The following is a 14931-nucleotide window of genomic DNA, read 5'->3' on the forward strand; positions in this document are numbered from 1 at the left end:
GAAAAGCCCAAGCCGGTCGAAAAACCCAAGCCGGTGAAAAAGCCTGAGCCGCCGAAAACGCCGGCGCCACCCGCCCCCGCGCCACCGGCCGCGCCCGCAGCGCCCAGCCAGCCGGCCGCCGCTGCGGCGCCTGCCGCGGCCCCCGGGCCGGTCAAGGAATCGGCGGCGGTTTCCGGCCTGGCCAGCCTCGGCAACCCGCCGCCGGAATACCCGTCCCTGGCTCTGCGCCGCAACTGGGAAGGCACGGTGGTGCTGCGCATCAAGGTGCTGCCCAACGGCCGCGCCGGCAGCGTGGAAGTCACCCGTTCCAGCGGCAAGCCGCAACTGGACGAGGCCGCCGTGGCCGCGGTGAAGAACTGGAAATTCATCCCGGCCAAGCGCGGCGACACGCCGATCGAAGGCTTCGCCACCCAGACCATCGATTTCAAATTGCCGCAATGACCGCGGCCTGACCTGAACTCACAACCTGTTTACGCATGCGAGGTGTAGCCATGAACGATTCCCTGACATCCCTGATTGTCCCCGGTGTGCTCTGGGCCCTGGTGCTGTTTTCCGTGGTCAGCTGGGCATTGCTGCTGGTCAAGTCGGCGCAGTACCTGCGGCAGAAGACCCAGAACCGGCAGTTCAGCAAGGCCTTCTGGAGCGCCCCGGACCTGCTCACCGCCGCCGAGCACGCCAGCCAGTACCCCGGCTCCCTGGCGCGCATCGCCAGCAGCGGCTTCGAGGCCCTGCTGGTGGAAGAGTCGCCGCGCACCACCCAGCAGCTGGCCCACACCATCAACCGCGCCGACCGTCTGGAGCGCAACCTGCGCCAGCAGATCCAGAAGGAACGCCGGGCCCTGGAAAGCGGCCAGGCGGTGCTCGCCAGTATCGGCAGCACCGCGCCCTTCATCGGCCTGTTCGGTACCGTCTGGGGGATCATGGAGGCCCTGCAGAGCATCGGCGCCAGCGGTTCGGCCAGCCTGGAAACCGTGGCCGGGCCGATCGGCCATGCGTTGATCGCCACCGGCGTGGGCATTGCCGTCGCCGTGCCGGCGGTGCTGATCTACAACTTCTTCCTGCGCCGCCTGAAGCTGGCCTCGGCCAGCATGGACGACTTCGCCCATGACTTCGACGCCCTGGCCCAGCGCAGCGCCTTCGCCATCAGCCGCCAGGCCATCGCCAGCAAGACCGCCCACGCCGTACGGGAGGCCAGCTGATGTCCTTCTCTACTCAAGACAGCGACGAAGTGCTCAGTGAAATGAACGTCACGCCACTGGTGGACGTGATGCTGGTGCTGTTGGTGGTGTTCATCGTCACCGCCCCGCTGATGACCAACGCAATCAAGGTCAACCTGCCGAAAACCGACGCCGTGGCCCCTGCCGAGAAAAAAGACCCGGTGGTGGTCAGCGTCGACCAGGACGGCAAGTTCTACCTGGCCAAGTCCGAAGTGGCCCCCGAGCTGCTGGAAAGCAGCCTCAAGGAGGTCAAGGCCAAGGACAGCGAGGTGCGCGTGCAATTGCAGGCCGACGCCGCCGTCAACTACGGCCAGGTGGCCAAGGCCATGGCCTCCATCGAACGTTCGGGGATCACCAGGATATCCGTGATGACCACCCGATAAAGGCAGTGCCTGGCGCCCCGTGAGGGACGCGCCAGGCACTGCCTCGAAAAATCCCGTCGCAATCGGCCGACCGCAAGACGCCACGCGCCTGCGGAGGGGATCGGCTTGCTTGAAGAAAGTGGTTTTCCGGGGCCGGTACAACCCAGCCGGAGCAATGAGGGCCCACAAGGCCATTTCGATAAACGTCTGAAAGAGTCGGAAGTAATCATGCTGATGAACATTCCACGTTTCACGCTCAAGCCACTGGTGACCACGCTGCAACGGCACCGTTTTGTCCCGCTGTACCTGATGGCCATGGGCCTGGGCGCCGGCACCACGCAAGCCGCGGAAGAGGACGCTGACAGCAGCGCGGCCGTCCCGGCCGCCAGTGCCGCGGCCGTGGCGCCCACCACCCAGCTGCAACGGGTCGAAGTGACAGGTTCGGCGATCCGCCGGGTCGATGCCGAAACCGCCGTGCCGATCACCGTCCTGCGCGCCGACGACCTGCGCAAACAAGGTGTGAGTACCACCGCCGAGTTGCTGCAGCGGGTCACTGGCAGCCAGTCGGTGATCAACAGCTCCAGCTCCGTGGGTTCCGGCAGCGGCGGCGCCTCCTACGCGGACATGCGCGGCATCGGCGCCAACAAGACCCTGGTGCTGCTCAACGGCCGGCGCCTGGCGAACAACGCCCTGTCCGGCACCAACACCTCCAATGGCTCCGGGGTCGATCTGAACATGATCCCGTTCGCCGCCATCGACCGGGTCGAAGTGCTACGCGACGGTGCATCGGCCCTTTACGGCACCGACGCCATCGGCGGCGTGATCAACTTCATCACCAAAAAATCCATGACCGATGGCCAGTTGACTCTCGGTGGCGAAACCCCAACCCACAGCGGTGGCGGCGCGAGCAAGGACATGAGCGCCAGCTGGGGTTTCGGTGAGCTGGAGGAAGACCGCTTCAACGTGCTCGGGGTGTTCAACTACAACAAGCAGCAAAACCTGCGCGCCAAGGATCGTGACTTCGCCACCTCCTACCGCCCGGAACGCGGGTTGGACCAGACTTCGGGCACCTCCTTCCCGGCCAACTACACCCAGGGCGACAATGCCGCCAACCCACTGGGCGCCAACTGCAACGGTCCCAATCTGGTAGCACGCCAGGGCGTGTGCCGCTTCGCCACCTCCAGCTACATCGACCTGATCCCGGAAACCGAAAAGACCTCGTTCTTCGGCAAGGCCACCGCCAAGCTGGCGGACGATCACAACGTCAACCTCGAGTACTTCTGGGCCCGCAACAACAATGCCACCACCGTGGCCCCGGCACCCCTCACCGGCCTGAGCCTGGACTCTTCCTCGCCCTACTACCCGGGCAACGGCATCACCCCGGCGCCGACCGACTTCAGCCTCGACCCGAGCCAGCCGATCGGCGTGAACTGGCGCGAAACCGCCGCCGGTGCGCGGGAATCCAAGGACCAGAACACCAGCCAGCGCTTCGTCCTGAGTTTCGACGGCCTGGTGGCCGGCTGGGACTACAACCTCGGTGCCTCGTACAACCAGAACAAAGTGGTGTCCTCGGTCACCGGCGGTTATGTCAGCGATTCGGCGATGACCTCCGGCCTGGCCAGCGGCCTACTCAATCCGTTCGGTCCGCAGAGCAGCGCTGGTCATGAGTTCATCGACGCTGCGACCTATCACGGGCCCTACACCAGTGCGGTCGGCCGGGTCGTCGGTTTCGACGGTCGCGTCAGCCGCGAGATCGGCGACTGGTTCGGTGCTGGCCCCACCGGCCTGGCCCTGGGCGGCGAGTACCGCAAGGAGAAATTCCACCAGGACTACGAGCAGTTCGTCGGCGACATCTCGAGTCTCGGCGCCGACCCGGACGGCAGCGTGTCGGGCGACCGCAGCGTCAAGGCGGCCTACGCCGAGATCAACGTGCCGGTGCTCGACAGCCTGGAACTGTCCGCGGCCATCCGCCACGACAAATACAGCGACTTCGGCAGCACCACCAACCCGAAATACTCGTTCCGCTACCAGCCGATCAAGGAACTGGTGGTACGCGGCGCCTACAGCGAAGGCTTCCGCGCACCGTCGCTGTACGAGCTGTATGCCCCGCAAAGCCTGACCTTCACCCAGGCCAACTATAACGATCCGGTGCTCTGTACCGGCGGCGTGCTGCAACCGGGTGGCAGTGCCAGTCGCGACTGCGGCCAGCAATTCCTCGCCCAGGGTGGCGGTAATCAGGACCTGGCCCCGGAAAAGGCCCGCAACGTGACCCTGGGTTTCGTCTATCAACCGATCCGCGACCTGTCGGTGGGCCTGGACTTCTGGTGGATTCACATTTCCAACCAGATCCAGCCGTTCCCGGAATCCACGGTATTCAACGAAGCCGGGACCTATAGCAACCGCTTCGTGCGCAATGCCGACGGTTCGTTGAACTACATCGTCACCGGCAACGCCAACCTGGGCATAGTCGAAACCAACGGTGTCGACGTATCCCTGGACTACCGTTTCCCCAATACCCCCTACGGCCAGTTCGGCCTCGGGCTGCAAGGCACCTACGTCAAGAGCTACGACTTCCAGAGCACCATCAAGGGGCCGTTCACCGACAAGGTCGGCGACTTCGAGGGCGATGGCGTGATCGCCCGCTGGAAACACAACCTCACCGGCACCTGGACCCTGGGCGCCGCGCGGGCCTCGCTGAGCAACCGCTTCACCACCGGCTACAACGACTACGACCGCACCACCTATGCCCGGGTAGCCTCCTATTCGCTGTGGGACCTGTCGGCCGGCTACACCTTCGACAAGGTGCTGGACGTCGATGCCGGGGTGAAGAACGTCTTCGACCGCGACCCACCGTTCTCCAACCAGGCCTACACCTTCCAGAGCGGCTACGACCCTCGTTACACCGACCCGCTGGGCCGCACCCTGTTCGCGCGCATGACGTACCACTTCTGAGTCACCGCCGGGGCCGCGCAAGACTCCGGCCGGCCCCGGCCGCATTGCGAATTCGCGCCCCATGGCGGCCCGCCGCCGTGGGTCTTTTCGCCCTGCCGACCCAGGCTTTCCGGCATCACGAGGAACCTTTCGATCATGTCTGTACTGACCCGCACCCTGGCTGGGCTGACGCTGGCTGCCGCGCTGCTTGGCGCCGCCGGCGGGGCCCTGGCCGCCGCCCACGGCAGCTATGCCATGACGGTCTATGGCGAACCGCCGAAGTACCCACCGGGCTTCCAGCACTTCGACTACGTCAACCCCGATGCGCCCAAGGGCGGCTCCCTGAGCCGCGCCTCGATGGAGATCGGCCAGTTCAACTACGTCACCCCCTATGCCGACCAGGGCATCGCGGTGGCCCAGGTCAACGACTGGGTGTATTCGCCCCTGGCCTTTCGCTCCCTGGACGAGCCCTACACCGTCTACGGGCTGGTGGCCGAACGCATGGAGCGCGACCCCGACGGCCTGTGGGTGCGCTTCTACCTCGACCCCAGGGCACGCTTCGCCGATGGCACGCCGATCACCGCGCAAGACGTGCGCTACACCTTCGACCTGCTGCTGAGCAAGGGCAGCCTGAGCTATCGCCAGCTGTACGGCGACGTGCGGGACGTGGTGATCGAAGGCCCCGGACAGGTGCGCTTCGACTTCAAGAACAACCTCAACCGCACCCTGGCCCTGGACCTGGCGACCCTGCGCGTGCTGCCCGAACACTGGTGGAAGAGCCGCGACTTCGCCAACGGCGGCGGTTTCGAGCCGCCCCTGGGCAGCGGGCCATACAAGGTCGGCAAGGTCGACGCCGGGCGCAGCATCAGCTTCGAGCGCGACCCGAACTGGTGGGCCAGGGACCTGCCGGTCAGCCGCGGCCTGTACAACTTCGACCGCCTGACGGTGAATTTCTACGGCGACACTGACGTCGCCCGCCAGTTGCTGCAGGCCGGCGCCTTCGACTACAACCGCGAGTTTTCCTCGTCCGGTTACGTGGTCGGCTACGACAGCCCGGCCCTGCGCGACGGCCGCCTGCAACAGGCGATCCTCGCACCCGACAAGCCCACCGCCGCCCAGGGCTTTGTGTTCAACCTGCAGCAGCCGGTCTTCCACGACCGCCGGGTGCGCCAGGCGCTGACCCTGCTGTGGGATTTCGAGTGGACCAACAAGCAGATGATGCGCGGCTTCTACGTGCGCCAGCAGAGCTACTGGCCGAAAAGCGAGATGGCCGCCACCGCCCTGCCGGACGCCCGCGAACGGGAGATCCTCGAACCCCTGCGCGGACAGATCCCCGACGAAGTCTTCACCCAGGTCTACCGGCCCCCGCAGACCGACGGCAGCGGCCGCATCCGCGACAAGCAGCTGCAGGCCCTGCGCCTGCTGGCCGAGGCCGGCTGGACACCCCGGAACAACCGTTTGGTGAACGCCGCCGGCGAGCCACTGGAGTTCACCTTTCTCGATGGCCAGGGCGGCTTCGACCGCATGCTGCTGCCGTACAAACGCACCCTGGCGCAGATCGGCATCACCCTCAACCTGCGGCGCATCGATTCGGCGCAGTACATCAACCTGCTCAACGCCCGGGACTACGACATGATCGTCACCAGCTTCCCCCGCAGCGGCGACCCCATCGTCTCCCCGGGTCGCGAGCTGTACAGCCTGTACGGTTCGCAAAGCGCGACCCAGGTCGGTAGCTCCAACTCCATGGTGCTGGCCAACCCGGCAGTGGACCGCCTGATCGATGGCCTGGTCCAGGCCAATAGCCGCGACGAGATGGTGCATTACGCCCGGGCCCTGGACCGGGTGCTGCAATGGGGCCAATACATGATTCCCAATTACTACTCCAAGGGCACGCCCACGGTGTTCCAGAACCGCTTCGGTCGGCCGGCCATCGCGCCGATCTACGACGAGGGCCTGAACACCTGGTGGGAGGTCAGCCCCAAGGCCCTGACCAGCCGCCAGATGAGCGCCCTGCGCGGCACCGTGGAGGCGCACTGACATGGGCCGTTACCTGAGTCGTCGCCTGCTGCTGATCATCCCTACCCTGCTGTGCATCCTGGTGGTCAACTTCCTGATCGTCCAAGCCGCGCCCGGCGGCCCGGTGGAACAGGCCATCGCCCGCCTGCAAGGCTTCGGTGGGCATGCCATGGGCGGTGGCGCCGAGGTCGCCGCCGTGGGTGGCGGCGGACGCAGCAGCCGTGGCCTGGACCCGGCGCTGATCGAGGAGATCAAACACCACTACGGCTTCGACAAGCCAATGCACCAGCGCCTGTGGCTGATGCTGAAGAACTACGCGCAACTGGACTTCGGCAACAGCTTCTTCCGCGGGGCCAAGGTCACCGACCTGATCCTGCAGAAACTGCCGACCTCGCTGTCCCTCGGCCTGTGGGCGACCCTGATCACCTACCTGGTGTCGATTCCCCTGGGAGTGCGCAAGGCAATCCGCAATGGCAGCGCCTTCGATGCCTGGACCAGCAGCGCCATCGTCCTCGGCTACGCCATGCCGGCGTTCCTGTTCGCCATCCTGCTGATCGTGGTGTTCGCCGGCGGCAGCTACCTGGACTGGTTCCCCGTGCAGGGCCTGGTCTCGGATAACTTCGCCAGCCTCGGGCCCCTGGCCAAGGTCGGCGACTACCTGTGGCACCTGGTGCTGCCGGTGTCGGCGCTGGTGATCGGCGGCTTCGCCACCCTGACCCTGCTGACCAAGAACAGCTTCCTCAACGAGATCAGCCGCCAGTACGTGGTCACCGCCCGGGCCAAGGGCCTGAGCGAGCGTCGGGTGCTCTACGGCCATGTGTTTCGCAACGCCATGCTGCTGGTGATCGCCGGCATTCCCACGGCGCTGATCGAGGTGTTCTTCGCCGGCTCGCTGCTGATCGAGACCCTCTTCAACCTCGACGGCCTCGGGCGCATGAGCTACGAGGCCGCGGTGTCGCGGGACTACCCGGTGGTGTTCGGCGCGCTGTTCCTGTTCACCCTGTTCGGCCTGCTGATCAAGCTGATCGGCGACCTGTGCTACAGCCTGGTCGATCCGCGCATCGACTTCTCGGCGAGGACTGCCTGATGTTCACACTCTCTCCCCTGGGCCGTCGTCGCATCGAACACTTCAAGGCCAACCGCCGGGGTCGCTGGTCGCTATGGCTGTTTATCGGCCTGTGCCTGGTCTGCCTGGGTGGCGAGCTGATCGCCAACGACAAGCCCCTGGTTATCCGCTATCACGGCGCCTGGTATTTCCCGATCCTCAGCGACTACGACGAAACCGAGTTCGGCGGCGAACTGCCGTTCCAGCCCGACTATTCCAGCAGCTACGTGCACGAACTGATCGAGGGCCAGGGCGGCTGGATGCTGTTCCCGCCGATCCCCTTCAGCTACGACACGGTCAACTACGACCTCAGCCTGCCGGCCCCCAGCCCGCCCTCGGCGCAGAACTGGCTGGGTACCGACGACCAGGCCCGGGACGTGCTGGCGCGGGTGATCTTCGGCACGCGGGTGTCGATCCTGTTCGCCCTGGCGCTGACCGTCATCAGTGCGCTGATCGGCATCACCGCCGGTGCGTTGCAGGGTTATTACGGCGGCTGGGTCGACCTGTTCGGGCAGCGCCTGCTGGAAATCTGGTCGGGGCTGCCGGTGCTGTACCTGCTGATCATTCTCTCGGGGTTCGTCTCACCGAGCTTCTGGTGGCTGCTGGGGATCATGGCGCTGTTCTCCTGGCTGGCCCTGGTGGACGTGGTGCGCGCCGAGTTCCTGCGCGGGCGCAACCTGGAGTACGTCAAGGCCGCGCGGGCCCTGGGCCTGAGCGACGGCGAGCTGATGCGCCGGCACATCCTGCCCAACGCCATGACCTCCACCCTGACCTACCTGCCGTTCATTCTCACCGGCGCCATCGCCACCCTCACCGCCCTGGATTTTCTCGGCTTCGGCATGCCCGCCGGCACCGCCTCGCTGGGCGAACTGATCGGCCAGGCCAAGCGCAATCTGCAAGCACCCTGGCTGGGCCTGACGGCGTTTTTCGCCCTGGCGCTGATTCTCTCGTTGCTGGTGTTTATCGGCGAAGCCTGCCGCGACGCCTTCGATCCCCGGAGCTGACATGCACGACAACCTGATTGAAATCCGCAACCTCAAGGTGGCCTTCGCCGGCACCGAAGTGGTCCATGGCCTGGACCTGGATATCCGCCGTGGCGAATGCCTGGCCCTGGTGGGCGAGTCCGGCTCGGGCAAGTCGGTGACCGCCCACTCGATCCTGCGCCTGCTGCCGGCGCAGAAGGTGCAGACCCAGGGCAGCATCCGCTACGCCGGCCTGGACCTGGTGCAGGCCAGCGACGCCCAGTTGCGCACCCTACGCGGCAACCGCATCGCGATGATCTTCCAGGAACCCATGACCTCGCTGAACCCACTGCACACGGTGGAGAAACAGATCGGCGAAGTGCTGGACGTGCACAAGGGCCTGCGCGGTCGCGCGGCCCGGGCGCGGACCCTGGAACTGCTAAAGCTGGTGGGTATCGGCGAGCCGCACAAACGCCTCAAGGCCTACCCGCACCAGTTGTCCGGCGGCCAGCGCCAGCGGGTAATGATCGCCATGGCCCTGGCCAACGAGCCGGAGCTGTTGATCGCCGACGAGCCAACCACGGCGCTGGATGTGACGGTGCAGCGCAAGATCCTCGAACTGCTGATCGCGTTGCAGCAACGCCTGGGCATGTCGCTGCTGCTGATCAGCCACGACCTCAACCTGGTGCGGCGCATCGCCCAGCGGGTGTGCGTGATGCGCCAGGGCGAGATCGTCGAGCAGGCCGAGTGCGAGGCGCTGTTTAGCGCCCCACGGCATCCCTACAGTCGCTTGCTGATCGAAGCCGAGCCCAGTGGCGCCCCGGTGCCCAGCGCCTATTCGCACAATCTGCTGGAGGTGGATGAACTCAAGGTCTGGTTTCCCCTGCCCAAGGGCCTGTTCAGCCGCCAGCGCGACTACATCAAGGCGGTGGACGGCGTCAGCCTGAGCCTGCACCGGGGCAAGACCCTGGGCATCGTCGGCGAGTCCGGCTCGGGCAAGTCCACCCTCGGCCAGGCGATCCTGCGGCTGGTGGAGTCCGAGGGTGGCATCCGCTTCGGCAACAAGGAACTGAGCATCCTCAACCAGCGCCTGATGCGCCCCTTGCGCCGGCAACTGCAGGTGGTGTTCCAAGACCCCTTCGGCAGCCTCAGCCCGCGCATGTCGGTGCAGCAAATCATCGCCGAAGGCCTGCTGACCCACGGTATCGGCACCGCCGAGGAACGCGAGGCGGCGGTGATCCGCGTGCTCGAGGAAGTCGGCCTCGACCCGCAGAGCCGCCACCGCTACCCCCACGAGTTTTCCGGCGGCCAGCGCCAGCGCATCGCCATCGCCCGCGCCCTGGTGCTGGAGCCGGCGCTGATCCTGCTGGACGAACCCACCTCGGCCCTCGACCGCACCGTACAGAAGCAGGTGGTCCAACTGCTGCGGGAATTGCAGGTACGCCACGGCCTGACCTACCTGTTTATCAGCCACGACCTGGCGGTGGTCCACGCCCTGGCCCACGACCTGATCGTGATCAAGGACGGCAAGGTGGTGGAACAGGGACCGTCGCGGGCGATCTTCAGCGCGCCGCAACACCCCTATACCCGGGAGCTGTTGCAGGCTTCGGGGCTGCAATGGAGCCCGCCGCAGGCCTGCGAAGAACCGGTCTGAGGCTCTGTTCCGGGGGTTGGCGCAGCTATCATTGGCGTCGATGGTCACCATCGACCCAATGAAATTCTCAAAAAAAATCCGCCACGTAACATCTGCTCCATACCAACCAAACAACACCCCGGAGCACACCACCATGAAACGCCAAATTCTTCTCAGCATCGCTTTCTCGGTTCTTGCAGCAAACGCTTTTGCCGCGTCCTCGGCCTACCCGGTGGTCGCCGAAGGCGGCTCGGATCGCCTGATTGAAAAACGTGTCGCCGAAGGTGGCGCCGATCGCTTGATCGAACGCCGCGTTGCCGAAGGTGGTTCCGATCGCTTGATCGAACGTCGCGTTGCCGAAGGTGGTTCCGACCGTCTGATCGAACGCCGCGTTGCCGAAGGTGGTTCCGATCGTCTGATCGAGCGTCGTGTTGCTGAAGGTGGCGCTGATCGTCTGATCGAGCGTCGTGTTGCTGAAGGTGGTTCCGACCGTCTGATCGAACGCCGCGTTGCCGAAGGTGGCTCCGACCGTCTGATCGAGCGCCGTGTCGCTGAAGGTGGTGCTGATCGTCTGATCGAACGCCGTGTTGCCGAAGGTGGTTCCGACCGTCTGATCGAGCGTCGCGTTGCCGAAGGTGGTTCCGACCGTCTGATCGAGCGTCGCGCCGTATGATTGCGCGGTCCGCAGTACTCGAAAAAAAGCCCGGCCTTATCAGCCGGGCTTTTTTCATTTCAGGGCGTAGGGATTCCCCGATCGATCGCTTTCACCCTGCTCACTTCGCCATGCAGCGCTGATACCGCTCGTCCACCCGTTTGGCGAACCAGGCGGTGGTCAGTTTGCGGGTGATCTTCGGGCTCTTCAGCTGGATGCCCGGCAGGATCTGCCGCGGCAAAGGCTTGCCCTGGGCCTGATCGGCCAAGGCGAATACCCGCTTGTACAGCGTGGTGTCCTCGAACTCGAGGCTGTTGCCCTTCTCCAGCTGGTTGCGAATGGTCGGGTTGCGCATGTCCAGGGATTTGCCCAGGGCGCGCGCCGCCAGCTCGGTGCTGCCGGGCATGATCGAGTCGTAGCGGATCAGGTCGCCGTCCAGCGCCAGGGAAATCCCCGAGGCCACGCTCAGGGCGTTCTGGAACGCGGCATTGCGGCTGGCGTACCAGCCGGCGTTGAAGTCTGCGAAGCGGTACAGCGGCTGCGGGTAATTCACCGGGTAACCGAGCAAGTGGGCGATGCCGAAATACATGCCGCCACGCCGGCTGAACACCTCGCGGCGGATCGAGCCGTCCACGCTGTAGGGGTAATTGCGCGCCTGCTGCTCGGCGAAGTCGATGCTGACCTGCATCGGCCCGCCGGTGTGCACCGGGTTGAAACCGCCGAACAAGGTCTTGCCCATGGGCACGCTGCCGATGAAGTCGTCGAAGATCGTGCTCAGTTCCTTCTCCGTGCGCGCCCCGGCCAGGCGCTCGCTGTAGGACTTACCGTTCGGCGAGCGCACCTGCAGCGCCGCGCTGACCAGCATCGACGGCACATGCACCTTGGCCGCGCGGCGGTCGATTTCGCTGCGGGCGATCTTGCCCAGCCCCGGCACCGGCGGGTCGACCTGATAGGTGGACTCCTGCTCGGCCACCGCCAGCACCGCGCAGAGGTTGCTCTTGCTCGGCTCGATACCCTGGGCGGTAAAGGCCACCTGGATATCCCGGGCCCAGCCCTGGCGATCGGCGACCTTGGCCGGCAGCAGGCGCGCCACCTGGGCCTGGACCTGGGCCGGGCTGGGCGCCGGCGCCTTTGAACCGAACTGACCGGCACAGCCGGCCAGGGCCAGCGAGGCCGCGACAGCGGCCCAGCGAAGTGAATGCAGAGGTTTTATAGACATGGCTTCCCAGTAATTCCGAAGGTGGCCCGCGCTTGAGGTGCATGCGTCGCCGCGGATATCGACCCTCAAGGCGCCGCGCTGTTCCGTGCCAGCGACAGGCCATTTGAGCATTCCCCGTGACCGACGGCGAATTTCACCTAATCTGAAACCTCATCGCCCACAGAAAAACAACACAGGGGGCCCATCGTGAGCGTGCAACTCAACCACACCATCGTCTGGTGCCGCGACAAGCAACGGTCGGCGGATTTTCTCGTGCAGGTGCTCGGCCTGCCGCCGCCTGTGCCCTTCGGCCCGATGCTGGTGGTGCAGCTGGATAACAGCGTGTCCCTGGATTACTACGACAACGACCCGCCCATCGCTTCCCAGCACTACGCCTTTCTGGTCGCCGCCGACGACTTCGAACCGATACTGCAACGCATTCGCCAGCGCGGCCTGGCGTTCTGGGCCGACCCGGGCAAGCAGCGCCCCAATGAAATCAACCGCCACGAAGGCGGACGCCGGGTGTATTTTGATGACCCCGACGGCCACCTGCTGGAAGTGTTCAGCCAGACCTGAGCGTCCTTTACCTGCCCTGGAGTCCCCTGCGCCATGCTCTCACTGGATTTTCTCATCACCTCGCTGATCGTCGTGCTGATCCCCGGCAGCGGCGTGATCCTGACCATTTCCACGGCGCTGGTGGCCGGCAAGCGCGCCAGCCTGTTCACCGCCATCGGCTGCACCGCCGGGATAGTCCCGCACCTGCTGGCCTCAGTGCTGGGCCTGTCGGCCATCCTGCACACCAGCGCGCTGGCCTTTCAGGGCTTGAAGTTCGCCGGGGTCGCCTACCTGCTGTACCTGGCCTACGCCACCTGGCGCGACCGCTCGGCCTTCGCCGTGGACACCAGCGCTCCTGCCACCAGCGCTGGCGGCCTGGTGCTCAAGGCCTGCCTGCTGAACATCCTCAACCCCAAGCTGACGATTTTCTTCCTGGCCTTCCTGCCGCAGTTCATCAGCCACGACGGCCCATCGCCGGCCATGCAGATGCTCGGCCTGAGCGGTGTGTTCATGGCGATGACCTTCGCTGTATTCGTGGTCTACGGCCTGCTGGCCAACCTGTTCCGCAAGGCGGTGATCGAATCGCCCCAGGTGCAGAACTGGCTGCGCCGCAGCTTTGCCGCGAGCTTCGCCGCCCTGGGCCTGAACCTGGCGTTCGCCCAGCGCTGAAACCTGCTACACGAAACCGGCATGACATTGATCTCTCGACGAGGGCAAGGACATGAACCGCAGCGACGTACTGATCATTGGCGCCGGCCCCACCGGCCTGGTTCTGGCGCTGTGGCTGAGCCGGCAGGGGGTGAAGGTGCGCATCCTCGACCAGACCGCCGGCCCCGGCACCACCTCCCGGGCCCTGGCGGTGCAGGCCCGGACCCTTGAGCTGTACCGCCAGCTGGACCTGACCCAGGCGATCCTCGACCAGGGTCACCGGGTGCCGGCCGCCAACCTCTGGGTCAAGGGCGAACAGGCCGCCCACCTGCCCCTGAGCAGCATCGGCGCCGACCTGACGCCCTACCCCTTCCTGGAAATCTACCCGCAGGACCAGCACGAACAACTGCTGATCGAGCGTCTGCAGCGTTTCGGCGTAACAGTCGAGCGCCAGACCGAACTGCTGGGTTTCATCGACCACGGCCACCTGGTCAGCGCCCAACTGCGCGGCCCCGACGGCCAGGAGGAAACCTGCCAGGCCTTCTACCTCGCCGGCTGCGACGGCGCCCATTCGACAGTGCGCAAGACCCTGGGCATCGACTTTCCCGGCGGCACCTATCAGCAGGTGTTTTATGTGGCCGATGTCGACGCCCGCGGGCCGGCGCTCAATGGCGAGTTGCACGCCGACCTCGACGAGGCGGACTTCCTCGCGGTCTTTCCGCTGGCCGGCGAAGGCCGGGCACGGCTGATCGGCACGGTGCGCGACGAACGTGCCGAACAGGCGCAAACCCTCAGGTTCGAGGACGTCAGCCGGCGCGCCATGGACAACCTCAAGGTCCAGGTCGACAAGGTCAACTGGTTCTCCACCTACCGCGTGCATCACCGGGTGGCCGAGCGCTTCTTCAGCGGCCGCGCCTTTCTGCTTGGCGATGCCGCCCACGTGCACAGCCCGGCCGGCGGCCAGGGCATGAACACCGGGATCGGCGACGCCATCAACCTGGCCTGGAAGCTCGCCGCGGTGCTCAACGGCAAGGCCGAGGAGCACCTGCTGGCGACCTATGAGTTCGAACGCATCGAATTCGCCCGGCGCCTGGTGGCCACCACCGACCGGGTGTTCAGCTTCGTCACCGCCGACGGGCCGATCGCCAACCTGCTGCGCACCCGCCTGGCGCCGCTGCTGATCCCCAAGGTGACTGCGGTGGAAGCGGCGCGCGAGTTCCTGTTTCGCACGGTGTCGCAGATCACCCTCAACTACCGCGACATGCCCCTGAGCTGTGGCAGCGCCGGCCATGTCCACGGCGGCGACCGCCTGCCCTGGGCCCACGGTGCGGTCACCGACAATTTCGCCAGCCTCGACTACCTGGGGTGGCAGGTGCATGTGTACGGCGTCACCAGCGACGCCCTGCGCGCCTGGTGCGCCGAGCGGCAGATGCCGCTGACGGTGTTCGACTGGGAACCGGCGCACCAGGCCGCTGGCCTCGCGCGCAACGGCTTCTACCTGCTGCGGCCGGACACTTACGTGGCGCTGGCGGAGAAATCGGCGGACCCGAAGGTGCTGGAACGCTATTTCGAGGAGCGCAAGATTACGCTGTGAGGGGGGCAGATAAATTCGTCGACGGGATTATGCAGCGCCTGGATTGACGTCATCGCGG

Annotated in this window: 13 protein-coding genes; 12 read left to right on the forward strand and 1 reads right to left on the reverse strand. The window is 65.7% G+C overall.

The annotated features are described in order from the left end of the window. The 9 genes from J4E58_RS25235 to J4E58_RS25275 form a co-directional block, all read left to right on the forward strand. Window positions 1-441 (forward strand): energy transducer TonB (locus tag J4E58_RS25235; protein WP_207255339.1); only part of this gene is annotated, 441 nt, incomplete at its 5' end. Window positions 442-491: 50 nt separating this feature from the next. Beyond that, a complete protein-coding gene (locus J4E58_RS25240) occupies window positions 492-1199 on the forward strand; it encodes a MotA/TolQ/ExbB proton channel family protein (protein ID WP_009048248.1) in 708 nt (235 codons plus the stop codon). After that, the gene (locus tag J4E58_RS25245) at window positions 1199-1600 is read left to right on the forward strand and encodes a biopolymer transporter ExbD (protein WP_009043172.1); all 402 of its coding nucleotides are present in this window, start codon (window positions 1199-1201) and stop codon (window positions 1598-1600) included. Before J4E58_RS25240 ends, J4E58_RS25245 begins: the two co-directional genes overlap by 1 nt. Before the next feature lie 207 nt (window positions 1601-1807). Next, window positions 1808-4531 (forward strand): TonB-dependent receptor, encoded by a 2724-nt coding sequence (locus tag J4E58_RS25250; protein WP_256583227.1) that lies wholly within the window; start codon window positions 1808-1810, stop codon window positions 4529-4531. A gap of 135 nt (window positions 4532-4666) precedes the next feature. Next, window positions 4667-6547, forward strand: coding sequence for an extracellular solute-binding protein (locus J4E58_RS25255; RefSeq protein ID WP_087088289.1), 1881 nt, complete (start codon window positions 4667-4669; stop codon window positions 6545-6547). 1 nt (window position 6548) lies between these two features. Continuing rightward, window positions 6549-7613, forward strand: a complete 1065-nt coding sequence (locus J4E58_RS25260) for a microcin C ABC transporter permease YejB (RefSeq protein WP_009043169.1) — start codon at window positions 6549-6551, stop codon at window positions 7611-7613. Continuing rightward, window positions 7613-8635 carry an ABC transporter permease gene (locus J4E58_RS25265; protein ID WP_009043168.1) on the forward strand — a complete coding sequence of 341 codons (1023 nt, stop codon included), beginning with the start codon at window positions 7613-7615 and terminating at the stop codon, window positions 8633-8635. The genes J4E58_RS25260 and J4E58_RS25265 overlap by 1 nt, the downstream gene beginning before the upstream one ends. Before the next feature lies 1 nt (window position 8636). After that, complete coding sequence (locus J4E58_RS25270) at window positions 8637-10247, forward strand: ABC transporter ATP-binding protein (RefSeq protein WP_087088291.1); 1611 nt, start codon at window positions 8637-8639, stop codon at window positions 10245-10247. A 133-nt stretch (window positions 10248-10380) separates the two neighbouring features. Then, window positions 10381-10899, forward strand: coding sequence for a phage infection protein (locus J4E58_RS25275; protein ID WP_087088293.1), 519 nt, complete (start codon window positions 10381-10383; stop codon window positions 10897-10899). Between the two features lie 100 nt (window positions 10900-10999). On the opposite strand, the gene J4E58_RS25280 is transcribed toward J4E58_RS25275, so the two are convergent. Next, window positions 11000-12097 (reverse strand): DUF1615 domain-containing protein, encoded by a 1098-nt coding sequence (locus J4E58_RS25280; protein ID WP_087088295.1) that lies wholly within the window; start codon window positions 12095-12097, stop codon window positions 11000-11002. A gap of 186 nt (window positions 12098-12283) precedes the next feature. On the opposite strand from J4E58_RS25280, the gene J4E58_RS25285 reads away from it, so the two are divergent. Genes J4E58_RS25285 through J4E58_RS25295 form a run of 3 tightly spaced genes read left to right on the forward strand, consistent with a single transcriptional unit; the run spans window position 12284 to window position 14873 of the window. Further along, the gene (locus tag J4E58_RS25285; protein WP_087088296.1) at window positions 12284-12652 is read left to right on the forward strand and encodes a VOC family protein; all 369 of its coding nucleotides are present in this window, start codon (window positions 12284-12286) and stop codon (window positions 12650-12652) included. Window positions 12653-12685: 33 nt separating this feature from the next. Next, complete coding sequence (locus tag J4E58_RS25290) at window positions 12686-13300, forward strand: LysE family translocator (RefSeq protein ID WP_009043163.1); 615 nt, start codon at window positions 12686-12688, stop codon at window positions 13298-13300. Between the two features lie 52 nt (window positions 13301-13352). Beyond that, complete coding sequence (locus tag J4E58_RS25295; RefSeq protein WP_087088298.1) at window positions 13353-14873, forward strand: FAD-dependent oxidoreductase; 1521 nt, start codon at window positions 13353-13355, stop codon at window positions 14871-14873. The last annotated feature ends 58 nt before the right edge of the window (window positions 14874-14931 follow it).

It is taken from the genome of Pseudomonas sp. FW305-25, assembly GCF_017351415.1.
Taxonomy (GTDB): domain Bacteria; phylum Pseudomonadota; class Gammaproteobacteria; order Pseudomonadales; family Pseudomonadaceae; genus Aquipseudomonas; species Aquipseudomonas chlororaphis.